The organism is Bacillus sp. AR13-1, from assembly GCF_008042285.1.
GTDB classification, from domain to species: domain Bacteria; phylum Bacillota; class Bacilli; order Bacillales; family Bacillaceae_G; genus Bacillus_A; species Bacillus_A mycoides.
In genome coordinates this window covers 32753-54449 of sequence record NZ_QNUA01000003.1, presented here as the reverse complement: position 1 = coordinate 54449, position 21697 = coordinate 32753, and the positions used below count along the sequence as shown (strand labels likewise).

General features: G+C 35.3%; 41 protein-coding genes. 8 read left to right on the top strand and 33 right to left on the bottom strand.

What is annotated here, in order from left to right; all coding sequences use genetic code 11:
* Positions 1–141: 141 nt before the first annotated feature.
* The 31 genes from DN408_RS01385 to DN408_RS01260 all read right to left on the bottom strand — a co-directional run bounded on the left by DN408_RS01385 (position 142) and on the right by DN408_RS01260 (position 12342).
* Positions 142–510: an ArpU family phage packaging/lysis transcriptional regulator gene (locus DN408_RS01385; protein ID WP_078178369.1), complete on the bottom strand. Its 369-nt coding sequence runs from the start codon at positions 508–510 to the stop codon at positions 142–144.
* A 140-nt stretch (positions 511–650) separates the two neighbouring features.
* On the bottom strand, positions 651–1076 hold the full coding sequence (locus DN408_RS01380; protein WP_078178368.1) for a hypothetical protein: 426 nt from the start codon (positions 1074–1076) through the stop codon (positions 651–653).
* A gap of 13 nt (positions 1077–1089) precedes the next feature.
* Positions 1090–1719 carry a Holliday junction resolvase RecU gene (gene recU, locus DN408_RS01375; protein WP_078178367.1) on the bottom strand — a complete coding sequence of 210 codons (630 nt, stop codon included), beginning with the start codon at positions 1717–1719 and terminating at the stop codon, positions 1090–1092.
* Between the two features lie 2 nt (positions 1720–1721).
* The gene (locus DN408_RS31215) at positions 1722–1898 is read right to left on the bottom strand and encodes a hypothetical protein (RefSeq protein WP_179957875.1); all 177 of its coding nucleotides are present in this window, start codon (positions 1896–1898) and stop codon (positions 1722–1724) included.
* Between the two features lie 43 nt (positions 1899–1941).
* Positions 1942–2157 (bottom strand): hypothetical protein, encoded by a 216-nt coding sequence (locus DN408_RS01370; protein ID WP_142253404.1) that lies wholly within the window; start codon positions 2155–2157, stop codon positions 1942–1944.
* Positions 2158–2303: 146 nt separating this feature from the next.
* The gene (locus DN408_RS31210; protein WP_179876774.1) at positions 2304–2471 is read right to left on the bottom strand and encodes a hypothetical protein; all 168 of its coding nucleotides are present in this window, start codon (positions 2469–2471) and stop codon (positions 2304–2306) included.
* A gap of 36 nt (positions 2472–2507) precedes the next feature.
* Positions 2508–2774, bottom strand: coding sequence for an AbrB/MazE/SpoVT family DNA-binding domain-containing protein (locus DN408_RS01365; protein WP_078178365.1), 267 nt, complete (start codon positions 2772–2774; stop codon positions 2508–2510).
* 42 nt (positions 2775–2816) lie between these two features.
* The gene (locus DN408_RS01360) at positions 2817–3053 is read right to left on the bottom strand and encodes a hypothetical protein (protein WP_078178364.1); all 237 of its coding nucleotides are present in this window, start codon (positions 3051–3053) and stop codon (positions 2817–2819) included.
* A 175-nt stretch (positions 3054–3228) separates the two neighbouring features.
* Entirely contained in the window at positions 3229–3741 is a 513-nt protein-coding gene (locus DN408_RS01355) for a dUTP diphosphatase (protein WP_078178363.1), read from the bottom strand.
* Between the two features lie 13 nt (positions 3742–3754).
* A complete protein-coding gene (locus DN408_RS31205) occupies positions 3755–3922 on the bottom strand; it encodes a hypothetical protein (protein ID WP_158080630.1) in 168 nt (55 codons plus the stop codon).
* Between the two features lie 9 nt (positions 3923–3931).
* Positions 3932–4117 carry a hypothetical protein gene (locus DN408_RS01350; RefSeq protein ID WP_179957874.1) on the bottom strand — a complete coding sequence of 62 codons (186 nt, stop codon included), beginning with the start codon at positions 4115–4117 and terminating at the stop codon, positions 3932–3934.
* A 129-nt stretch (positions 4118–4246) separates the two neighbouring features.
* A complete protein-coding gene (locus DN408_RS01345; RefSeq protein WP_078178361.1) occupies positions 4247–4450 on the bottom strand; it encodes a hypothetical protein in 204 nt (67 codons plus the stop codon).
* Between the two features lie 97 nt (positions 4451–4547).
* Positions 4548–4889: a YopX family protein gene (locus DN408_RS01335; protein WP_370458373.1), complete on the bottom strand. Its 342-nt coding sequence runs from the start codon at positions 4887–4889 to the stop codon at positions 4548–4550.
* Positions 4867–5007, bottom strand: a complete 141-nt coding sequence (locus DN408_RS01330; protein ID WP_078178359.1) for a Fur-regulated basic protein FbpA — start codon at positions 5005–5007, stop codon at positions 4867–4869. Before DN408_RS01330 ends, DN408_RS01335 begins: the two co-directional genes overlap by 23 nt.
* A gap of 8 nt (positions 5008–5015) precedes the next feature.
* Positions 5016–5423: a hypothetical protein gene (locus tag DN408_RS01325; protein ID WP_078178358.1), complete on the bottom strand. Its 408-nt coding sequence runs from the start codon at positions 5421–5423 to the stop codon at positions 5016–5018.
* On the bottom strand, positions 5420–5869 hold the full coding sequence (locus tag DN408_RS01320; RefSeq protein ID WP_147739934.1) for a nucleoside permease: 450 nt from the start codon (positions 5867–5869) through the stop codon (positions 5420–5422). The genes DN408_RS01325 and DN408_RS01320 overlap by 4 nt, the downstream gene beginning before the upstream one ends.
* Positions 5870–5881: 12 nt before the next feature.
* Entirely contained in the window at positions 5882–6151 is a 270-nt protein-coding gene (locus DN408_RS01315) for a hypothetical protein (protein ID WP_147739933.1), read from the bottom strand.
* The gene (locus DN408_RS01310) at positions 6148–6435 is read right to left on the bottom strand and encodes a helix-turn-helix domain containing protein (RefSeq protein WP_078178355.1); all 288 of its coding nucleotides are present in this window, start codon (positions 6433–6435) and stop codon (positions 6148–6150) included. The genes DN408_RS01315 and DN408_RS01310 overlap by 4 nt, the downstream gene beginning before the upstream one ends.
* Positions 6404–6613, bottom strand: coding sequence for a hypothetical protein (locus DN408_RS01305; protein ID WP_147739932.1), 210 nt, complete (start codon positions 6611–6613; stop codon positions 6404–6406). The genes DN408_RS01310 and DN408_RS01305 overlap by 32 nt, the downstream gene beginning before the upstream one ends.
* A gap of 14 nt (positions 6614–6627) precedes the next feature.
* On the bottom strand, positions 6628–7386 hold the full coding sequence (locus tag DN408_RS01300) for an ATP-binding protein (RefSeq protein ID WP_147739937.1): 759 nt from the start codon (positions 7384–7386) through the stop codon (positions 6628–6630).
* On the bottom strand, positions 7370–8494 hold the full coding sequence (locus tag DN408_RS01295) for a phage replisome organizer N-terminal domain-containing protein (protein ID WP_147739931.1): 1125 nt from the start codon (positions 8492–8494) through the stop codon (positions 7370–7372). The genes DN408_RS01300 and DN408_RS01295 overlap by 17 nt, the downstream gene beginning before the upstream one ends.
* Positions 8495–8716, bottom strand: coding sequence for a hypothetical protein (locus DN408_RS01290; protein WP_147739930.1), 222 nt, complete (start codon positions 8714–8716; stop codon positions 8495–8497).
* On the bottom strand, positions 8716–8892 hold the full coding sequence (locus DN408_RS31200) for a hypothetical protein (protein ID WP_179957873.1): 177 nt from the start codon (positions 8890–8892) through the stop codon (positions 8716–8718). Before DN408_RS31200 ends, DN408_RS01290 begins: the two co-directional genes overlap by 1 nt.
* A gap of 12 nt (positions 8893–8904) precedes the next feature.
* A complete protein-coding gene (locus tag DN408_RS01285; RefSeq protein WP_147739929.1) occupies positions 8905–9588 on the bottom strand; it encodes an ERF family protein in 684 nt (227 codons plus the stop codon).
* A gap of 1 nt (position 9589) precedes the next feature.
* Complete coding sequence (locus DN408_RS01280; RefSeq protein WP_144513670.1) at positions 9590–9787, bottom strand: hypothetical protein; 198 nt, start codon at positions 9785–9787, stop codon at positions 9590–9592.
* The gene (locus DN408_RS31195) at positions 9784–9936 is read right to left on the bottom strand and encodes a hypothetical protein (RefSeq protein ID WP_215598729.1); all 153 of its coding nucleotides are present in this window, start codon (positions 9934–9936) and stop codon (positions 9784–9786) included. Before DN408_RS31195 ends, DN408_RS01280 begins: the two co-directional genes overlap by 4 nt.
* A gap of 25 nt (positions 9937–9961) precedes the next feature.
* Complete coding sequence (locus DN408_RS01275) at positions 9962–10516, bottom strand: NUMOD4 domain-containing protein (protein WP_179957871.1); 555 nt, start codon at positions 10514–10516, stop codon at positions 9962–9964.
* Positions 10513–10707 carry a hypothetical protein gene (locus DN408_RS01270; protein WP_147739927.1) on the bottom strand — a complete coding sequence of 65 codons (195 nt, stop codon included), beginning with the start codon at positions 10705–10707 and terminating at the stop codon, positions 10513–10515. The genes DN408_RS01275 and DN408_RS01270 overlap by 4 nt, the downstream gene beginning before the upstream one ends.
* 428 nt (positions 10708–11135) lie before the next feature.
* Positions 11136–11270 carry a hypothetical protein gene (locus tag DN408_RS31800; protein WP_255449016.1) on the bottom strand — a complete coding sequence of 45 codons (135 nt, stop codon included), beginning with the start codon at positions 11268–11270 and terminating at the stop codon, positions 11136–11138.
* A 116-nt stretch (positions 11271–11386) separates the two neighbouring features.
* A complete protein-coding gene (locus DN408_RS01265) occupies positions 11387–12154 on the bottom strand; it encodes a BRO family protein (RefSeq protein ID WP_147739926.1) in 768 nt (255 codons plus the stop codon).
* A gap of 2 nt (positions 12155–12156) precedes the next feature.
* Positions 12157–12342 carry a helix-turn-helix domain-containing protein gene (locus tag DN408_RS01260; protein WP_147739925.1) on the bottom strand — a complete coding sequence of 62 codons (186 nt, stop codon included), beginning with the start codon at positions 12340–12342 and terminating at the stop codon, positions 12157–12159.
* 272 nt (positions 12343–12614) lie between these two features.
* Between DN408_RS01260 and DN408_RS01255 the strand changes: the two genes are divergently transcribed.
* From DN408_RS01255 to DN408_RS01235, 5 genes are all read left to right on the top strand, one after another.
* A complete protein-coding gene (locus DN408_RS01255; RefSeq protein WP_147739924.1) occupies positions 12615–13052 on the top strand; it encodes a helix-turn-helix domain-containing protein in 438 nt (145 codons plus the stop codon).
* Positions 13053–13072: 20 nt separating this feature from the next.
* A complete protein-coding gene (locus tag DN408_RS01250) occupies positions 13073–13531 on the top strand; it encodes an ImmA/IrrE family metallo-endopeptidase (RefSeq protein WP_147739923.1) in 459 nt (152 codons plus the stop codon).
* Between the two features lie 68 nt (positions 13532–13599).
* The gene (locus DN408_RS01245) at positions 13600–13779 is read left to right on the top strand and encodes a hypothetical protein (RefSeq protein ID WP_098058709.1); all 180 of its coding nucleotides are present in this window, start codon (positions 13600–13602) and stop codon (positions 13777–13779) included.
* Positions 13780–13899: 120 nt separating this feature from the next.
* Positions 13900–14589 (top strand): DUF4352 domain-containing protein, encoded by a 690-nt coding sequence (locus tag DN408_RS01240; RefSeq protein WP_078178339.1) that lies wholly within the window; start codon positions 13900–13902, stop codon positions 14587–14589.
* A 20-nt stretch (positions 14590–14609) separates the two neighbouring features.
* Positions 14610–14954 (top strand): DUF4064 domain-containing protein, encoded by a 345-nt coding sequence (locus DN408_RS01235; protein ID WP_078178338.1) that lies wholly within the window; start codon positions 14610–14612, stop codon positions 14952–14954.
* A gap of 265 nt (positions 14955–15219) precedes the next feature.
* Here DN408_RS01235 and DN408_RS01230 read toward each other — a convergent pair whose 3' ends face one another.
* On the bottom strand, positions 15220–15420 hold the full coding sequence (locus tag DN408_RS01230; protein WP_078178404.1) for a hypothetical protein: 201 nt from the start codon (positions 15418–15420) through the stop codon (positions 15220–15222).
* A gap of 347 nt (positions 15421–15767) precedes the next feature.
* Between DN408_RS01230 and DN408_RS01225 the strand changes: the two genes are divergently transcribed.
* Both DN408_RS01225 and DN408_RS01220 read left to right on the top strand, forming a co-directional pair.
* Positions 15768–16286 (top strand): DUF4352 domain-containing protein, encoded by a 519-nt coding sequence (locus DN408_RS01225; RefSeq protein ID WP_078178403.1) that lies wholly within the window; start codon positions 15768–15770, stop codon positions 16284–16286.
* A gap of 387 nt (positions 16287–16673) precedes the next feature.
* Positions 16674–16781 (top strand): YjcZ family sporulation protein, encoded by a 108-nt coding sequence (locus tag DN408_RS01220; RefSeq protein WP_078178596.1) that lies wholly within the window; start codon positions 16674–16676, stop codon positions 16779–16781.
* Positions 16782–17910: 1129 nt separating this feature from the next.
* Here the strand turns inward: DN408_RS01220 and DN408_RS01215 are convergent.
* Positions 17911–19224: a hypothetical protein gene (locus DN408_RS01215; protein WP_147739922.1), complete on the bottom strand. Its 1314-nt coding sequence runs from the start codon at positions 19222–19224 to the stop codon at positions 17911–17913.
* Positions 19225–20858: 1634 nt separating this feature from the next.
* Between DN408_RS01215 and DN408_RS01210 the strand changes: the two genes are divergently transcribed.
* Positions 20859–21689, top strand: coding sequence for a ParA family protein (locus tag DN408_RS01210; protein ID WP_078178400.1), 831 nt, complete (start codon positions 20859–20861; stop codon positions 21687–21689).
* Positions 21690–21697 lie beyond the last annotated feature (8 nt).

The window sequence follows — 21697 nt, the reverse complement described above, 5'->3', positions numbered from 1 at the left end:
CGCGTCACCGAGTAACGTTATTATAATGGGAACGCTATCCCCAAAACGTATTCTCTTTTCAAAGAACTGTTTATAGGAATAGCTTATAATTTTCAGCATTTTATTTAGTCCCCCAAAAAGTTCGCGGTTTGTTCGCGGTTTTTAGATAATCCCTAACGATGTAGCAATCAATTTCACGGCACTTTGCTTCTTCTCATAGAAGTAAGTCTTTTTGAGTAGTAGATCATGATAAACATCTGAATCTTTTACTCTTTCATTCGTTAAGAACTTCATTGTAATAATGTCTCTTTCTTCCTTATCTAAGATATGGTCCAAAGTCTTCTCTATCTGCTTCACCTTTAATTCACTTATTCTTCTTGAATTTCGTATCTCTGGAAACAGACTGATCCCTTCTTGTTCCACTTCATTATTGAATCGCATCTTTAATGCACGGTATTCCTTTAAGATGCTGACTACTTCCTTTTGCACTTTCTTGTCATCGATTTGCGGTAATAAAGTTAATTGTTCCATGAAGGAATCCCCCTATTTCGAATTTGTCTTTTTAACATCACATAAGGTACGTGAAATTTTACTATCTCATTGTTGAATAAGGGAACGATGCTTAGTAAAGTAGCCCCCACCAATCTACTCTGCATTGTTCCGTTATCCATTTACTTGATTCTTAGTTTCTTCAATAACCATAATCCAATCACTGAACCTCTAACTTTATCTAACTTTTGTTTCTCATTTTCTAATATCCGATTTTTTCCCTCTAGATTTCTTAATTGGGTTTCAAGGTATTCTTTTTCATTCTTCCAATGAACATTCTCATCTGATGCTATGAACCATTCCACGTCCTTTCTAACATCCGCATGAAGTATAAATGTCTCTCCACAATAATTAACACCTTTTTGACAATTACCATCATCAGTCCATGCTAATTTCAAACAACCTGCTGCCGGACTTCCTTTAAATCTATCCTCCATATCGTGTACAAATACTGTACCTATAGGCAAATCAAAAAGCTCTTTCTGTAAAATGTACTTATCCATATGTTTTTGTCTCTCTTTTGATAATCTGTAAATGTCTTCTCTCATTATTTCGCCCCCATTAAGCCTTTAATAATTTACGTTTCTTGTTGGCCATCTTCTCTTTTGCTGCTTCAATGTTATTTGCAACCTTTTGACGGTCCTGATCAAATTGAATCATTCCATCAAACATAACAGAAGTTACTGTGTCATCTACGTATTGCAAGTAATCCACTGGCGCTCGTTCTGTCTGTTCTACTAAGTACGCATAAATATCAAAGTCTGCTCTTGGTATCGACTTCTTACCTTTTGGCTGTTGCGACATCCTTACGTAAGATTGAATGACTGATAGTGGTACCGCGAATACTGACTGGTCCTTGCTAAACCCAATAAGGAAGAAACATATTGCTCCCATCTTCTCCGCTGTCTCTAGATAATCCAATTGGTGCTGCGCGATATTCTTTAAATCAAATCGATTTATCTCATTTGTAGACTTCGCTTCAAACGCTATAGATCGTCCTTTATACACACCGTCATAGTCTACTGTACTTTTAGACTCGTAATAACCATCTTTCACACGTCCATAAACCATTTTTAATACCTTTACAGGAGTCGGACGCTTGTTTATAAGCGCCACTCCCTCGCGTTGATACATTTCATTCGATAGATTGATAAGCTTTTCAAAAGCCATTCCACGGTTACCTTGTCCCATTTTTATTCCTCCATTTCTTTCTTACACTCTTCAAGGAAATCAATAACTTCCTGAATATGCTCCCTTGTTGTCATACTCTCCATTACGTATCCTTCATCGTTATAAACATTAACCTTATTTCCTTTAAACTCCATTCCACACATTCCGTCTGCACCTAAAAGCTTTACGTTACCTTCCATTCTTTTAACCTCACTTTCTACTCAAAGGATTATTTTGTTGAGTTTAATACTCCCAATCATGAATATAGTAATGAGATAGCTCTTGTTTATCCATTTCTACATTTCCATCTGGATCAAGTAATCGACGCATTGAAATTTCACCTTCATCTTCTCGAAGGCAACCATATCTTAGTGCTTCTTCCTTGCTATCGGCTTCGTATTTATGTTCGCAATGATATCTGTAAAATTCTAAAATCCAATATCTTTCGTTTTCTTCCATCTTTAGTTCCTCCCCCTGAATAAAACTCAATATTCCGTCAATAATATAGATAGGCGATAGCCAGAACTCATTTAATGAAGTCCCTAACCTTTCTCCTTTCCCCCTTGGAGAACCGAGCAGTTAGCTTTTGCTAGCTGCTCTTTTGTTTATCTATCGAATAAACTCCTAATAATGAAGTAAGGCCAAAATAGTATAATTGGGATTGCGAAATGTAGTATTAATCCGCCCCAGGAAGAAGTAGTTACTGACCAAACTAATAATCCTATCCCGATTACCAAATAAATAAGTACGCCAATTGTTATCCAAGTTAACATGCTTTTTTCACCACACTTTTCTACAAAATGAAATTTTTATACCCATCGTGCTAATGTCTCCAACAACTCTTTAGCTCCCTCTTTACTAAGAGTTAAATTCCCATCAAACAATTCAATAGGTTCTTCAACTGTTTTTCCTGTAACAAGACAAGCTTTTTCGTGTTTTCTCATTACAATATCCTCGCCATTCAAAAACAACTTCATTTCTGTTCCTGGTCCAATTCCTAATTGGCGTTTAATCTCAATCGGTATAACTAACCTTCCGTATTGATCTATAGCCCTTGTTATCCCTGTATTCTCCATTTTCATTCCCCTTTTCGATTAAAATAACGCTTTTGTTAAACTTTAAGATTTAACTACATCGGCTCCATTCAGGAACTCTTTTAAAGATTCTCTACACTTTGCACACATATCGACTTTCCCAGTCGCAGTTATGTCATCGTATTCACTTTGCCCGTTCATTCTACGTTGAACCGATAGTAAATAACTTTTTACCCGTTCTCGAAATTTAAATTCAAATGTAACTGTGCATGTTTCTTTAGGATTAATAACGTTTTTACAACGATCACAACAATTTGCCACTCTTAATCTCTCCTTTTCTTAACAAAATTCAAATTTTATACCATTTAATTTACTTTTATTGTATTTATTTGGATAAATATGATACTATTTATCTATAAAGTCATTAATTTGGCTTTACCCTTATACAATGAGCCATGAGCCTTCACAACTCGTGGCTCTTTCCATTTTAATTTGATTAATAACCGCTATTTAATCGATCATAGTTAACTTGGTTCTTTTCGAAATATGCCTTTTCCATGTCTTCGTATGACATCCCTAATTTAAGTCCGATTGTAATCAGTAAAGCTAAAGAAATAGCATATTCATATTCGTTATTAAAATTTGTTGTATATAATTCTTCAAAAAGAATGTGGTATGCAATTTCATTGTTAATACAATGTTCAATATCTCTTTTCATAGCGCTTTTTACTCTTCCTAATAAAACATAATCCACATGATCGTACTTATTACCCAAACTCGCCATAAAGTGCATGCAATCCGCCCACTCATCATACTGACGCGCCTTGTCGTCTTTTTTGTTCTTTTTCCAATACTTAAAGAATCCTATTTCTTGCGCGAGTTCACCCAGTTCAACGTATAAAGCTTGGGTGATATCACCTGTAAGACTTTTTCCTTCTAACCCATGAACCTCAACAACCTTACTATCTAGCTCGTCCTGTGCTTCGAAAATCTTTTGTATGTTTAACATTCCGTCCCACTCCTTATAAGCAATTTAATAACGTTTCTCTACGTTCTTCTAATTCTTTAATTTTCTTTTCTGTCTTCTCAACTTCGATTTTAGCCATCACAAGATGGCATTTATATTTGTTAATTTCATCTTGATTCGTTACGATTTCGCTTTTTATTTGAACTAAAGTCGATTCTTTCATAAAAACCTCCTATACTCCTAACCTAGTCATTACTTTTCCTTCCTGGAATCCATGAATAATATCATCATTTTCGATTCGTAAAGCTGGCATCGCCATTAAATCGTAATCCTGAATGAAATGTGCGTTTTCAGGTTCTTCAACATTGAAGTAAGTCACATCTAAAGTGGCAACATCAGAAGGAAAGTTGTCTAACATCAGGTTTAATCGTTTGCAGTCGTTGCAATTGTTTTTAGTGAATACCGTAATTTTAATCATTTTATTTTTTCTCCTTTGCATCATTAATTAGTTTAGTAATTTCAAATACGCCGTTTTCGATTTCTCTCATTATTCTTCATCCTCTCTATGACCTTCTAGAATCGCTTCAATTCTCGACGCTATTCCTGCGTTCACGAAATGCATTCCTCTGTGATAACCTGATAAACCTAAATCCATCTTGTCGAAAGCTTCATCCGCTTTTTCTCCGTTTACTTTCGCTTCTCCCCAAATTTCATTTGCTAACGCTTGAAATGCTTTTAATGTTTCATTCATTTTCATCCGCTCCTTTTAGTAGTTCTGGATTTTCATAGACGTTACCTAAGATCTCTACATCATGGCATTTCGGTTTATTAGCAAACATAAACACGAGCTATATTGGGAATTTATTAGATGTAACCCCTATTGGTTTTGCCATAAATGCACCGTTATTAAAAATAACTTCATATCGATTAATTACTTGCCCGTCGTATTCGTTGTCGAAATAGTTCTCTTCAAATACATCACCCTCAAAAAGTTCCTTATCATTCTTATCCTTCAGACCTGTATATTCACTAACTGATGCCCATTTAACTGGTACAAAACCATTACCTGGTTCCTCGATATAAGCTAATCGGTCTTCGTAATTCATAATCGCACTTCCGTAAAACCATTTTGTATCACTGTAAAATTCAATTGGTTTTCCGCGAAACTTAATCTCTCTCATTCTCCCCATCCCTTTCCAACAGCCCCGCCAGTTCCTCGCAACTCCCCTCAAAGAGATCGCGCCCATCCGGTAGCTTGTATATGTGATTATCGATTAATTTGTTGATTAAAACGTCTTGCCTGTCCATGTTGCCTCCTAGCTGATTTGCTGCACTTTTTTTCGGCTCGCCACTGATTTTGTAGCCGCTTCGTAAGGCTTCATTCCCCTAGTTATCCTTTGATAAAACGTAGCGTCTTTAATCCCGTTTTTTCTCGCTAATTCTAAGTGCGCTGCGTATCCTTTTGGCTTCGTTGCTGCTTCATATGGATCCATACCAGTTTTAATTCTTTTATAGTAAGTCGGCTTACTAATACCGTTCCGTTCTGCGAGTGTTATCATGCCGGCACTAATTTCGCCTTTTCGATTTCTGATTGGTACCGTTATAGCACGTTCTATTTCCCATCCGTACTCATTAACTCGCTGATATACATTTGATTTGCTAATACCATTTTTAGAAGCCTTCTCGTAATCATCTTCAGTTATGACTGGGCCGTAATACTTCACAACGCTTCCTCCTTAACTTTTACTGAACAACGTCTTCCTGTATTGATTGGTGGCGTTGTTGCTGCCTTTTCTAAATCCCATTTCCGGGTATGAATCCGTGACATGAAAGTTTGATAGCTAATCCCATTTTGTTTCGCGATATTTAACCACGTTTTTTCTGCTTTGCTCTTTTGTCTTACTGGCTTTATTGCGGCTTCTTGGATCTCCCATCCTAACCCTAATCTGCTGTAAAAAGTGCTAATGTTTATACCGTTTTCTGATGCTACTTTGAGCCATTTTGCATGTTTCCTTTCGTATTCGTGTCTAACCGTACCAAGTGGAGCTGATATTGCTAACTCTAAATCCCATTCAAAATCATAGACACGACTGTTCAACCTTTCTCTGCTCACCCCGTTAGCTGCTGCCCTTGCATATTCCTCATCAGTTAACCAACGATCAAAAGCCATTCCCTTTCCCTCCTAATCTAGTGCTAAAAATTCAGCTCTCGTACGATTCGAACGTTTTATCTTAATCTTCTGAATCCCCTTACCATGTTCTTTTACCGCTGCATCCCATGCTTCACTTTCAGTATCAGCATCAAAGCAATCCATCTTTTGCCTTTCGTCTTGATCGTAGAAATGAACCTCGTATGACGTTATGAAGCTTGGCTTTGCTAGGAATAGCTCGGCCGTGCTCTTTGCTGCGTAATCAAAACTTCCCACAACATCCTCAAGTGTTAGTTGTTTCATGCCCCTAATCCCATTGGACGTTTATTGATTCTTTTCTTATCACCCTGATCCATAATAAGGACCGCTATTTCCATTTCATGACGCCCCATTTCTTCAGCGATTTCAACCATAGATTTATTTTCTCTCCACAATGTTTTCATGTGATTCACTTCTTTATCACTGAATACAAGATCATACTTTTCGAGAGGTATATATAACTTCTGTCTCTCTTTTTTCATGTACTTTTTTGTTTGTTGTGAAATCGTGTAATTCTCAAGCTGTTCTGCTGTTTCGAAGTTCCCCATCCCATTTCCCCTCCAGTTGTAATTGATGAATTTCTCTTAGTTCCGCCATAACAGCATGACGTCTTCTATCCACTTCTTCAGGTGTCCGATTCCCTGCTTCGCAAATACATGGTGCAAATTGGTACATTCCCATTCCAATATCGTTTCTAATTACTCCCGTTCCATTACATGCACACATCTTAATTCCCCCTTTTAAAATGGTAATGCTTTTCTTCTATAATCCTTTGTATCTTTGAAAACAATCGCTCTGAAATTATTGAAAATACGTGATACAATCCGTTCGTCATATGCACCCTCTAAACGCTCTCCTGTGAGGTTTGTCGTGAAGATGGTAGATTTACCTTGCCTTCCATCAAAAACATCGAATAACACCCTATTAATGAAGTTTGTCGCTTTTGTATTTGCATCTAACGCGCCTAACTCTGCTCCTAAGTCATCGACTATCAATACATCTGCTCTTACTAACGTCCGAATGATTGAATCCTCAGTTAAGGAGGAATCTTTATTGAAAGTGCTTTTAATCTTCCGTAGCAATTCACCGACTGTAACGAAGACAACTGATATCCCTGCTCCTGCAAGCTGATCTGCGATTGCATAAGCAAGATGCGTTTTCCCTGCTCCACAATTCCCGGCCATAATCGTATTGAATACTTTCTCATTGAGATAATCCGTTGCAAGTACCTTTGCGAGTTCAAGGTTCTTTGCTCCTTCCTTGCTAGTAGGTTGGTAGTTATCAAAATTCGCTTTCTTAATGTTGCTATCAGCTATCATGCTTTGTTGATGGAACATGAACTTTTTCTCGTTCGCTTTATCCGCATCGTATTTCGCTTGCTCTTGTTCCTGGAGCTTCTTACTTTCGTTTTCAAGGAAGCATCGAGGGCATACAACTTGTCCACCGAACTTCATCTTATTCATGCCATGCGTATCACAAACATCAGAATCCATAGTCATATTCACCTTTTTGGCTATATCGGTTGGTATTGCTGCCGCCGCTCTCTGCATTGTTCTTCGCTCCTTTTTTAGAATTCATTTGAATTGTTAACTGATCGAACTTTTCACGTAGCTTTTTAGCAGATAAAATGTTACCTTGCCAGAATGTATCTGCTTGGCACCAATCAATAACATCTTTAATCTCTTGTGGTTCACGGTTATCCTTTTCGCGCATTAATCTAAAGTCATTAGCCCAAGTATCGAAGTTAGGTTCCTTTTGTTTAGGGTTGTTATCCTTAATTTTTTCAAATAAATACTTAGCCCCATTGGTGTCGCAAGTTTCAAGCTTGTGACGGGAAGGTTTTTCTTTCTTCTTATCTTTTTCTTTATCTATATCTAATTCTTTATCTTTTTCTATATCTGTTGCGTGACTACCGTGACGAGTCACGTGACCTGTCACGGGACGTAAAAATCTTCCGCCTTGATAGTCAACTAAACTCATGATTTTCTTGTTATTTAAAACTGACTTCAGATCTAACACTGGAGTTCCTAACAGTAAACATTCATTAAGGAAGACTTCCAAAGGACGATTTGTTTTCATTTCATTACATCGTTTGCAACACGCTACGCAATTTTCTTGAGTATCCAATCCACCATGCGATTTAGGAATTAGATGGTCTAGTGTGTTTGCTGCATTTCCGCAATAAGCACATGTACCCATGTCATCCCCTAATAGAAACTGTTTTTCTTTCTCTCTTTGTTTTTGCTTACGTAATCGATTTTGCTCACGAATTTTATCTAAACCATCAATGTTCTGATGTTTCTCCCAATTCGAAATGCATATGTACTGATCATCGGTGACATCAATCATTCCAAACTGTTTAAATGTTTGTAACGCAAGTCTCACAGTTGCTATTGGTCTATTAAAAAGCGTTGAAAGCATTTCTTCTGTAAAAGGAATGTTTTCGCTTAAGAAGATGTAACCATTGGCATTCGTTCTGCCCGCTTGAGACAACAATTTAATCCAAATGATTAGTAGTGTGTCTGCATCTGGTAAGCTTTCAATCAATCGAATCTTTTCATCTTCAAACATGCTAGTAGAGAGTTTTATCCATTTAACATCTGCCATTTAGTTCACCTTCTTCATCCAACATTCGTAACTGACATGATCATCCATGCCCGTAAACCTAATCTTGTCTTTCCCTTTGAATTTCCCATCGTTATAAAATGTTTTTTCTACTCTATATACCTTCTTAATTGGGGTTATATAGTCATAACCTCGATTTTCTAAATCGCGAACCGCTTTTAACATTTCAGTCATTGTTCCACGTCTTACTGGTACCTTAAACATCACATCACGTCCCTTTCGCATACCGCTATGTCGCCTTGAACCTTAATTACTTTGTATCCTGGATAGCGATCAGGAGTGATGTACTCAATCGCCTTCATTTTCGCTTCTTTTTCGTTTCGTGCGCCCTTCCACACCCATGAAGGAAGGACGACTTTTGATTGATTTTTATCTAACATGGTTTCATCTCCTTATCCTGCTTGGCTATATTGCTTTTCCCATCCCATTAGTAATTCAATTGCTTTTGATGCAATTTTCGAGCTGATTTCGCTTAGGTTTTCAGTTCCAATATTGCCTTTCAATGTATCTTCAATAGTTTGTTTATCGGTCTTCGCTAAAGCTGAAATGTGCGCTATTTTCGCGTGTATCATCTTCATTTGTTTCTCGGATGCTTTGCCGTTACTACTGCTATTTCCGTTTCCTACGGGCTTATTTGGAGCTTGTCCACTATTACCATTCTGATTAGGTTTGTTACCTTTTCCGTAAGTAGCACCGTTTCCATCATCATCCTCGCCTGTGTTCAAACTCAGGAATGCTGCTAATGAATAGCGACGAGCGTATGTGATGCAACTCCCTACTGCTTGCGGATCGTTCTTTACTGGCTTCATTGTTAGTTCATCACTTTCTAACCATTCACCACTCTCATGTAAGAGAAGTGTTTTTAACGTTACATTTTGACCGTCACCGCTTGGTATTTGCATGATGCTTAATCCGTGTTTAGAAAGGATTGGTCTAATTTCGTCTATAATCGTGTCTAGCGTTGCATAATTGTTTTTAAAGAAAGGATTGTCTGCATCCTTTGCTATTTTGTTTACCTCTGAATTGAATTTCACTAACGCTTTAGCTAATTCAGTAATCGTTTCGCTTTTATTCACTTCATTCAGCCCCTTCTGTCATAATCTCTAGTGTCGAAAGGGTTTCTTCTATATCTACAATCGTTAGTTTTACGTCTGATATGGATTCGCGAAGTAAAATCTCATGTTCTTTTAGATTTTTCAACTTAAACTCGTAATCACTTAACTTACGTTTTTCAACCCCAAGTGACTTTTGTAACTCCTTTATCGCGCGCTTCAAAATGGGATCACCTCTTCTTGTTGACTCACAACGTACACTTCCGTAAGCGCCTGCAATCCATATTCATAAGCCATAACCATGGATAAAGCACCTGGCTCATCACTTTGTTTATAGCGTTCTATTAAGCTCATAAGAATTTGTTTTTCCATTTGGAACTTGTCATGTATATTCATTTCATTCACCTGCCACTTTCGCTGTTGAATGAGACTCTACATATTCCCAAACATAACCACCACTTTGTTTCAATTCTCCAAGACATGCTCTGCGAATATGAGATCCCCATATTCCAGTTTCACGTTCAGCTTCTCCAGCAGATTCGAATTTTGCTAATACATCGCCTGTTTCTTTATCTATTTGTAATACCGCTTTCGGTTTAGCGCTTCTCATCTTCTTTTTAATGCTTATTAATTCGTTATCGTAAGCGTGTTTTATATTTTCTGCATTTGTAGTCCACTCTAAATTTGTGTAGATGTTATTACCCTTATTTCCGTCTTTATGATTAACCATAGGTTTATCCTCTGGATTTTTAACAAAGGCTTTAGCCACAAGTCTGTGGATTTTAAATGTTTTCTCAATGCCTTCCATTACTAACTTGATTTTTTTATATCCTTGCCATTCAAACGGCTTCAAAATTCTATGTTTCTTATATTTAAGAGACTTTACGTTTCCTTTATTTGAAACCTCATAATGCCCTTCATAACCAGTGATTGGCTTCCATTGTTCTTTCATTCTCCAGCCACCATCCTTCTCGCATGTCTTTCTAAAAATCCCGAAGCGCATTCTTCACAAATTAAAGATCTTTCAAATTTGTAATAAGTCATTCCAAAATACAGTTCTCCATCGCAATCCTCACAATACTCAATGAAGTCTCTTGCTGATGAATCGTGTTGATTTCCATTTACTAATGGATTTTCAATCATTTCTCATTCCTCCTTATTTACTGTAGGAGAAAACATTTGGTATAATGTAATTGAGTCATTACAAATGTGTTTTCTCCAAACCGTCTTAGGGGTAAGACGGTTTTTTATTTTTTCAATAGTACTTACTAAACAATTCTGTTAATATTTAGTTACCGATATTTGTAACAACCGGCCTGTGCTTCTGTACGGGCTTTTTTGATGCTTTCACGCATCGGAATATCCAGTAACCTGTTTGTTAGGTGGGGAATACCATTAGATAACTGAATATTCCGACAAGCGAAAGCTTGTCCATGTTCATAATTTCGTAACATCTATATATAAAGTTCTTATAAATTATGTGTTACACTTTGTACATTCCAAGAAGTCCTTATGGAGTCGACAACTCAATACCCTTAGTTATTACCCTGCATCCCCTGTAGGGTTTTTTCTTATTTAGCTAGAGTGATATACTTGTATGTTTCCTCAACCTTATCTGCGCTGTTATGTACCCCTTTAGCTCTTAAATCCTTTATGATCCACAAAATTTTCTTTCCTTCGTATTCATCTCGCTGCTGTTTATCCATCACTGTTCATCCTTCATGATCCGTTTGTCTATACGTTCCATCAAATACACGAACCCTTTGAAAACTATGACTGCCACCAGAACCATGCATAATGAGAATGTGCTTTCTTCCATTGTTTACACCGCCTTCTGTTCATTTTCTTTCTTCAGTCGGTCTATGATGTAGGCTTGTCCTTTTGGTGTTACGTATGTTGTTGTCCATGTGAATGGCTCTCCGCTTGGTTTCTGTTTAACGCCTTGTGCAACCTCGAATAGTTCTCTTTCAACTGCTTTTTGTGTTGGCTCAGTAGAACGTTTGAACATTAACTCCCATTCACGAAGTTTTGCGAATAACTGACGCTGTCCGATTTTGATATTGTGTTTCGCTGCTAACTTAGCAACCTCACTCACTTTTAGTGATTTATCTGACTGCATACAAGCTTCTGCGAATGTTACTAATGGTTGTTGCTGCAATACTTTTCGTTCAGCTTCAATTCGTTTTGCTTGTTCTTCTTTTAAGTTGGTAAGAATTCCAATCATGAAGTCTGGATTAGTTACCGCTTGTTCCAGGACTTGATTTGTCATGTATGCTCCATGTTTTCTAATAGAAGGAAGTACTTCACTGGTTACCCACTTTTTGAATGCTTTCGCTTGTGGCTTACGGCTTGTCATGATTAGTGAGTAAAGACCGCTTTCGTTTATCCCCCATGTATCTTGACTTCCGCCAGGGGTGTGAATATTAATCACAACCTTTTCATCTTCATCTAATTTCTTTAGTGCGACTGAAGATTGTTTTATCTCCAACACTTCACAAACATCTTTTGCAACAAATAACACTTCTTCACCTTGTACTACTGTTCGAACTTGCCCGAACTCTTCATTATTGAAAACTTGTAATTGATTCATTTTCATGAAGCCTCCTTTATATCTAAAATTTTTATGATTCTCTCTCGAATTTTCTTTCCGTTCCGTTTATCCCGAATAATATCCGATAGGTAAGCATTAGATATTCCAAGCAAGCTTGCTAATTCTTTTTGGTGCATATTTTTAGCGAATAGCGTTGCTCGAACCTTCATGCCAAATTCATTTTTCATTCTATTCACCTCATCTTCTGGAAAATAAGCTAATTTTTTAGCTTATTATTGACACATTCTAACTTATAGGTTAATATTTAACCATAGCTAAATAAACATGCATATATTGCCTTTGTACGTTGGGGAACGTGGTTTTCGGCTTTGCATTTGTGATGTTTAAGTGGCTAAATAAATAGCTTATGGACACATGATACTACCTTATAGGTTAGATGTCAACAGGTTCATCTTACTTTTAGGTAAGAAGTGTTCTCGCATTAAAAGGAATGATATATATGACTTTATTTGAAAGAGTTAAAGAATTGGCCGATAGTAAAGGTCTTTCAATAGCTGAATTAGAAAGAAAATTAGGATTGAGTCCAAACATTCTATATAAGCTAAAAAAACAAAAACCATCAATTGACAGAGTAGAAGCACTAGCACAATACTTTAATGTTTCAATTGATTATCTATTAGGAAGAACTGAACAGAAAAATAAAGATATTATTAAAGATGAAGAAGGTTTTACCGAAAAAGATAAAAAAGACATCGGAAAAAGAATGGAAGAAATACGCAAAGATCTGACAGACACTGACGGATTAATGTTTTCTGGTGAACCCCTTTCTGAAGAAGCTTTGGACTCATTGATGGATGCAATGGAATACATCGTGAAGCATACACAAAAAGTAAATAAGAAATACATCCCTAAAAAATATAGAAAAGAATCAGAGTGATTCAGGGGAGGGAGATTCAATTGGGGTATTACGAAAAAAACACAGCATTAGAACTAGCAGACAAATACAATACAACAGACCCTTTTGAAATAGCTGAGTATTTAAACGTTCATGTTTTTTATCAAAATTTACATCCAAGCATCATGGGTTTTTATAAATATAATAAGAAAAACCAATATATCTGTATTAACGAAAATTTAAGTATCACTGAACAAATTGTTACTTGCTCCCATGAATTAGGCCATTGTAAAATGCATAAACATGTCAATACTCCATTTTTACGTGCTAATACATTCTTATCTGTAGATAAATTTGAAAGACAAGCTAATTTATTTGCAGTGGAATTGTTACTACCCGATGAGAATTGGCATGCATATGCAAAAGAGTTAAAAACGATTGATGCAATCTCTCATCATACAGGGATTCCAAAAGAATTATTATTACTTAAATATCAAAAATTAGTATGTTGCTATGTTTAGTCCTCCCTGGGCTTTTATTTTTAATCAAGAAACGAACATACATTCTCGAAGAAAAGAGGATTACCATAATGCTTATAAACTTAGATAATTTTAGAAAAACAAAACAGCAAAATCCAACTAACACTATTCAAATGACTAAAATCCCTGTTTTCGAACGTATTTTTGTTGAAAATAACAAATTAGTTGGAGAGATCAAAGGAGGCAAGGACAAGGTTGTTATTGAAGAATTAGAAAAAACAACTCATTAAAATATCTTTTTATTTGTATATTCGACAAAATACGACAAACTAGTTGTAACTGTTTCTGTTATGATAATTTCGGAAATCTTACATATTGACCAAAAACTATAAAAAAAAGGCGGATCGAATATGGAAACACTAGCAGTACTGATTTTTCTAGCTTCAATTGTTCTGTTTGTATTATTTATTATTGCTATTTTCAAAAAAAAACCTAAGGCCAAGCTAATTATTAGTTCTATTGTATGCCTTGTGTTAGCAATGATCTTAATACCATTAGAAGATAAAGAAGAAAAACCTAAGGCTAAAGAAACAACTCAACAAGCTTCTACAGAGGCGAAAGAAGAGCCTAAAAAAGAAGAAGTGAAAAAAGAACAGCCTAAAAAGAAAGAAGAACCTAAGAAAGAGGAACCTAAAAAGGAACTTTCTAAAGAAGGGGAGTCTTCTAAAGTTAAAATCGCTGTAGGTTCTGTTGAATCAATAGATTCTGTTGGTGGCGAATATTTAAAAGAAAAAGCTCAAGGTGTGTTTAAGGTAGTTGAAATTTCTATTACAAACAATCAAAAGGATGCTATTACTGTTGATGCGAATAGTTTCAAATTAATGGACAACCAAGACCGCGAATTTACATATTCTACACAAGCTCAGACAGCTTATGATATTGGAAATGGTGGTAAATCTGATTTCTTCTTAAAACAACTTAACCCTGGTTTATCTCAAACAGGTAAAATCATATTTGACGTTCCTGCTGACGCACAAGGTTTAGTATTAAAAGCTCGTGGCGGTATGACGGGTAAAGAAATTAAATTAAAAGTAGAATAAATTTTAAAGGAGAGATTAGAATGAAAAGAACAACTGAATTTGTATTAGGACTTATTGGTGGTATTTTTGGTATTATTAGTGCTTTTATCGCTTTAATGATCGGCGGTATGGGAGCAGCGTTTGAAGCGGAAGGCGCAGACAGCATCATCGGTTTAGGATGGGGAGCTGTTGCTTTATCAATCTTAGGGATTGTTGGCTGCGTAGTAGTTAAGAAGAACGCTAAAGTTGGCGGTATCATGATGACAGTTGCTTCTATTGGTGGATTCATCTGTATCTCTATTATTTACTTATTACCAGGAGTATTATTATTAATTGGCGGGTTAATGGGTATCTTCCGTAAGGGTAAAGCTACTGTATCCGCATAATGTACTTATATTATTAAAAATAAAGTGGTTCAAGTCGGAGGAAGGCACCTTAGGGTGTCTTTTCTTTTGTACATTAAAAAACCTCACCATCCTATGAAAATGGTAAGGCCTTTATATATACTACTTATTATCCGATTCATCAGTTTTATTATAAATACATTTGGCTTCTCCAAAAAGACCACCTGTGTCCCATTCTCCACCATAATACGCATACTTCCTAGGTGAACCATTGTCTCGTATACTTGGATATGATTTTAGTTTATAGTCATAAACCGAAACCATAAAAATATAAATATATCCCCCCGATTAAAAGTGCCGCAGCAACGATTAATATTATTATTCCATCAGGACTATTAACAATTTTTTTTATATGATCTTTTGCTATTTGCTTGGTTTCTCCACTTGAAAAGAGATAAACAATGGAATTGAAAATTAGTAAGAAAAATGCCGTAATTACCTCTAACATGGCTTATGTACCTCCCTAATATATGTGCGCTATTAATTAACCAATAATTGCCTTATACATTATATCAGCTAGAGTACAGGGAAGTATAACGAATTATTTGTATAATTTATATTATTAATCGATATTATATTTCTATACGATGGTTCAAATCGGAGGAAGGCACCTTAGGGTGTCTTTTCTTATGAATAAGAGATACGTGGGAAAAATAAGTCATAGGAAAGAAATACAGTCTGAAACTTCTAAACTATCTTTTTATTTCCTTTCGACATAATATGACAATATAAAGATATTTAATTTGTTATTATTAACGTGGCAATCTTACATTTTACATAATTGGAGGAACAAACGTGGGGAAAATATTTAAGTTTGGATGCCTAGGCATTATAGCTTTATTTGTAATCGGAATAATTGCTATGGTTGCTGGTGGCGGAGATTCAACTGAAAAAACTTCAACAGACACTAAAGCGGTATCAAAAGAAGGTGTATCTTCTGATGTAAAAATCGCTGTAGGATCTATGGAAACAGTAGATTCTGTTGGTAATGAATACTCAAAAGAACAAGCACAAGGTGTCTTTAAGATTTTAGAAGTTACACTTACTAATAATCAAAAAGACGCTATCACTGTTGATACTAACAGCTTTAAATTGGTAGATAACAAAGGTCGTGAATTCACATCTTCAGTACAAGGTCAAACATCTTTTGACTTAGCTAACGGTGGAAAAACTGACTTCTTCTTAAAACAATTAAATCCTGGTCTAACACAGACAGGTAAAATTGTATTTGATATACCAAAAGATGCTGAAGGACTTTTCTTAAAAGCTAGTGGCGGTATGACAGGTAAAGAAATTAAATTAAAAGTAGAATAGTTGAAGGCACTCGAAAGAGTGCTTTTATTTTTTCTCAATGACCCATATTAATTAACGTGGTAAAATAATATATGGATTGGCGTCCAATACATATATTAAAATTAAAGTGGTTCAAGTCGGAGGAAGGCACCTTAGGGTGTCTTTTTTTTTATGTAATAATGCATATAATATTAAATTTAATAGATATTATGATATACTCTCAAGGTGTGATACCTAATTTCTTAAAAGTGGAAAACTAAACCTTATCTACCCAATTGTGGGGGACGCCTTATGGCGTCTTTTTTTTAGGACCTGCTCAATCTAGGCGTAAAAACATAAGGTAAAGTGAACCCGTTAAAATACATGAGTGACCTTGAATTTCCCCTCCTACTCAAAGGAGAGATTAAAATGGGATTTGGTGGTAGTTGCGGCGGCGGCGGTTTCGCTGGAGGCTTTGCTTTATTAGTTGTACTATTTATTTTATTAATCATAGTTGGAGCTAGCTGCTTCTGCTAAAAAACTATTGGAAAAGACACTCTTATATGGGTGTCTTTTCTTTATTTACTAATTAATAGCTTGTTCTCTTCTATATAACTCTTTAAAATATAAGATGTGCCGTCTTTGCCCTTCCCTTGCGAAGGGAGGGATAGGAATGAAAAAACGTAACAAAAAGGCGACCAAAAAGACAGAATCCCAGTCTTTCGTAAGTAACCTAGCATCGTGGACAACAGTAATGAAGAATATTCATTACTTTTTCACGCAAAGCGAATTCGTAAAACATATAGTCAAAGTCATCAAAGAACGAATCGAAATGTAAAAAGTGCTGCTATAATTAGCAACACTCAACTCAAAAGGTAGAATTAATAGAACATTGAGCTGAAAGTACTGACCATACTTTCTTTGCACAAGACCAAATTAATTTAGAAGTGGCAAAGATGTCAGTGTTCTATTTTCTACTAATATTATATTTTATTTTGTCCAAAATAGACCTAGATATACTTAAATAAATAAGAAATACCCCGGCGACCAACCGAGGTATCTCATGACCGATAGGAATGAAAAAACTCGGCGACCAAACCTAGCTTTTAGATATTCCCATGAAATTTAAAAAACTAAGCAACATCTTGTTGCACTTTTATTTTATCATTATCTTTATCTTATTGGAATACATTAAGCTATTTTTTAGAAAAGTGTTCAACATAACTACTTAACAAAATATAGATTTGGATCATATTTCTCAATGAACAATATTACTTAACATGGTAAAATAATATTTGGATGGTTCAAGTCGGAGGAAGGCACCTTAGGGTGTCTTTTTTTTATATAAAAAAATAATCCACCTTAAAATAGGTGGATTATTGCTGCTACAAGATTAATTATAGCTATTGCTATAGCTAATCCTGAAGCCATTGTTTCCTCTGGCTTCCGCATAAGCGGATCCTCCTTCTTGGAAAGTGCTCTTCAAAAAAAAGAGTACAATTTTCAGGAAGAAATCTGTCACCTTTCACACCTGATGCCTTTCCAATCACAGTAACTTTATAAGTTAGGTGTGCTTGTAATGAGCTAACAGATATTAATAGTGAATTGTAGCATAGGTAATATGATATAAGAATATTTTAATTTTGTCTACCCTTATAAAATACACTTAACTTTCCTGCATTTCAGTCTCAATATCTTCTGCAAAAAATTCTACCAGTACTATGTCATTATTTTTTGCTATTTCACGGAAATCAGTTATAAATCTTGGATTATCTTCAATATGTTGCTCCATCATTTCAAAGAAACTTCCGAACTTAAACGTTTTAAATAATTCATTTAACTCACTTACAACAACATCATCAAGAGCTACGTTTTCTAAATAATATATAATCCTATGTGACTCATTATTAGCTGTATTATAACCAATACCAGATTTATTCAATTTTCCACTTTCAAATAATTGTTTTTTAATAATGCTAAACAGATTAGTTTGTTTTAAAATTTTGGTATGATCTTCATTAGGTAATCGGAATACAGAAATACAACCAGCAAGTCTTGAAATAAAGAATTCTAAATCAGAAATTGGTATAAATCTATGAGTAAGTAAAATACAAACAATCTCCCAAAAATTATCATTACTAATATAAAATCTAGAAAATAACCGTTTCTTCCACAAAACTCTAACAAACTCATCGGTATGACTATTCAATTCAATAAGTTTGTTAGGGAAATGTGTTATGAAATCAAAAAATACTCCTTCATCAGACGATATAAACTCTAAAGCAGCGTTAGATACGTTTAAATCTGTAGAATGAATTATTTGACGCCAAAATAACTCTGACGACTCTTCTGGATTAGAATGTAAGCTAACATGATTATCATAAATTTCTTTTAAAAATTCAGGGATTTCAGAGGGTTTCACCACTAATGGAATATCTTTAATTAAGTAAGATGCATCAGATCTAGGATCAACATAAAGAGAATTAAAATGTTTATCTATTCTAGCTAATAAACCTTCTTTCCCTCCGTTCACTACAAACTTCATAAGATTAGATTCAATAAATAACCAAAACATATCAACATGACTATATCCAATAATAGTATTTTTAGCATGAGCACATTCATTTCTTTTAATCTTCCAATACTCAATCTCTTTTTTTAAATCTGAACTAATTAAATAATACTTATTCTGACTTGTAGCTCTATCAGATTCTTGAGTAGTCGTAATAACCGTATTTTCCCATACATCTTCATCATTTAATGACTGTTTTACAGTATCCCATCTCTTTTCATCCACTAAATCCGGTTTATCACTATTAAGCAATCTGTCTTTTAAACACTTCATAAAACCTAAATACGACATCAAAAAAGCTGCACGATATGCTCCAACCCTATAACATAAAAAAGATTCATCAAACAATCTAGAAGAGTCTTCTGAAATATTTTGTTTTTTAATCCACGTTTCAAAATGTAAATTCATATTAATTCCCCCATTTGTATAATTTCACGTACTATATCTGATGTGTAAAACCAAATCCTGCAATAAGGCCTATTCTACCATCCGTCCCCTTATCCTCTCACTAAGTAACTAGTAATTCCCTTATCTATTCCTCTATCTTAGCAAGTAGTTCCCCTAGGACTTATACAACCTCATATTTTTCTGCTTTTCTTCGAATTTAATCTTGACTGAAGGTCTTAAGGGTTTTTATCATGTGGGAACCATTATGGAATACGGCTGGAAGGCAGATTTATCCCCTACTTTGAAAGACTAGAAAAAAAGTAATCGATCAAAATAGATGGATAAGCGTCTTTGTTTTCGCCATGCGGTCACTTATAAGGTATCCGTATGTATAGACCCTGTTCACTCAGCGATCTTCACCGCATACATCCTTTTTCTATGGCTTGTCCTTGTAATATCGTCCCTACACGACAAACTGAATGTACTCCCTAGCACCGTAATGCTAACGATAACCACCCGAACCTTTTAGAGAATCGTCCCTGGGCAAGTTCTCGCCCACCCTCACCAGAAGAACAGGATTCCAATGAGGGGTGCTGTTTTTGTAGGCGTATACTCTGTACCCCCTGCACGACTAACAGCAAGCCACGCCGTAACACGTTCCCTCTATATAGAAGCACGGAATTACGGCTTATCAGTTTTTCATACGTGGTATCAGGCAATTCCACGCGAACAAAAAACGAAAAGGCACCTCCAAATTCCTAAATGGCCTGTAGATCCACAAGACTTCTAGGTTTAGAGATGCCCGGTATATATCTTTTGGACTACAAAATAATCAAAACTAGTATTTACTAGTTGATATTTATCCAAACAATAGATAAAATGGGTATATCAAAGAAGCCTCGGAGAAAGGCATAATTGTTTAAGATAGTGTTGGTTCACTACTTAAACCGAAGTCCTGCTTGGTTACAGGTTATATCTAGTAAGTGTTGGTAGCAATTACTAGAACTGAGTCATTCCCTCAACGGTTGGTAGCCGTTAACATATGGGAGTGGCTTTTTGTTTTGTGTTCATATTCAATTGTAGTTATATTCGTTCTATCGATCTTCATTTATTTAAAGTATCAAAATATGTTTTGTTTTGTAGAAAAAGCTTGTTGTGTATTAACTTACAGCAAGTTTTTTTGTTTGTAAATACAGAATTGACAACTCAAAACTACGCATAAGTAGAAAAGTGGAACTACGAAAAAGTGTAAAAGTATACTTTTCTACCTGAGTTTCAAATTTGGTATACTCTTTCTAACTTACGCGTAAGTAGAAATGTATACTTCGGCACTCATATTTACAAGCATTCTCTCCTCGAAAAGTGCAATTAACCCTTAAATACCAGCGTACAGAGAAAAACATTCAAAACTACGTTTAAGTAGAAATGTATACTTTTCTACCTGTGAAATTACGTTTTACATAAACTACGCTTAAGTAGAAATGTAGAAAAGTATACTAAAAAATCTTACGCTTATGTATACTTTTCTACTCTTTCGATAAATCCGTTTGAAAAACATAAACTTTTCTGCGGTATACTGTTGCGAATATTGTATGTAGATGTTACATTTTACTCAAAGGTATACTTATTCGGAGTTTTATAGAGGAGTGTCGAAAATGACTAGACAAGCAACTACATACGTAATCGGTAACTTTAAAGGCGGAGTTGGAAAAACAAAAACAGCTACAATGTTGGCTTATGAAGCAGCTACAGTATTTAATGAGAAATGTCTTTTAGTGGATATGGACCCTCAGGGTAATGCTACAAGAGTCCTTGCTAAAACAGGTGACATTGAACAAATAGACAAGTCTATTACGGATGCATTTCTAAATCAAAATTTAGAGAATGAGATTATCCCAGTAATGGAGAATTTGGACATTGTTCCATCTAACACTTCATTTAGAAAACTATCAAAAATCTTATTTGATATGTTCCCTGAAGATGAACTTGCCCAGATTACAAATTTAAAAAAATTACTAGAACCATTAAAAGATAAATATGATCGCATATACATAGATGTACCACCAACAATCAGTGACTACTCAGATAACGCTATGATAGCAGCAGATTATTGTATCATCGTTCTACAGACACAAGAATTATCTTTAGAAGGTGCTCAAACATACATCGCTTATATGCAGTTCTTAGCAGAAACATATGATGCAGACCTACAAGTTTTAGGTATTATCCCAATGATGTTACATCAAGGTAAACGAGTGGATAATAAAGTATTACAACAAGCTCAGGAAATGTATGGCGGAAACGTTCTAGATACAATCGTTAGATACCAAGAGCGTCTAAAAGTGTACGATATTGAAGGAATTCATAAAAATGTTAACGTTAACGGCAATATTGATATGTGGGATGAAAAAGCTCATCAACTATTCATCGATGTTCTTAGCGAACTTAATGAACATGAAAACTATTTTGCTACTATTAATGCTTAAGGAGGAGG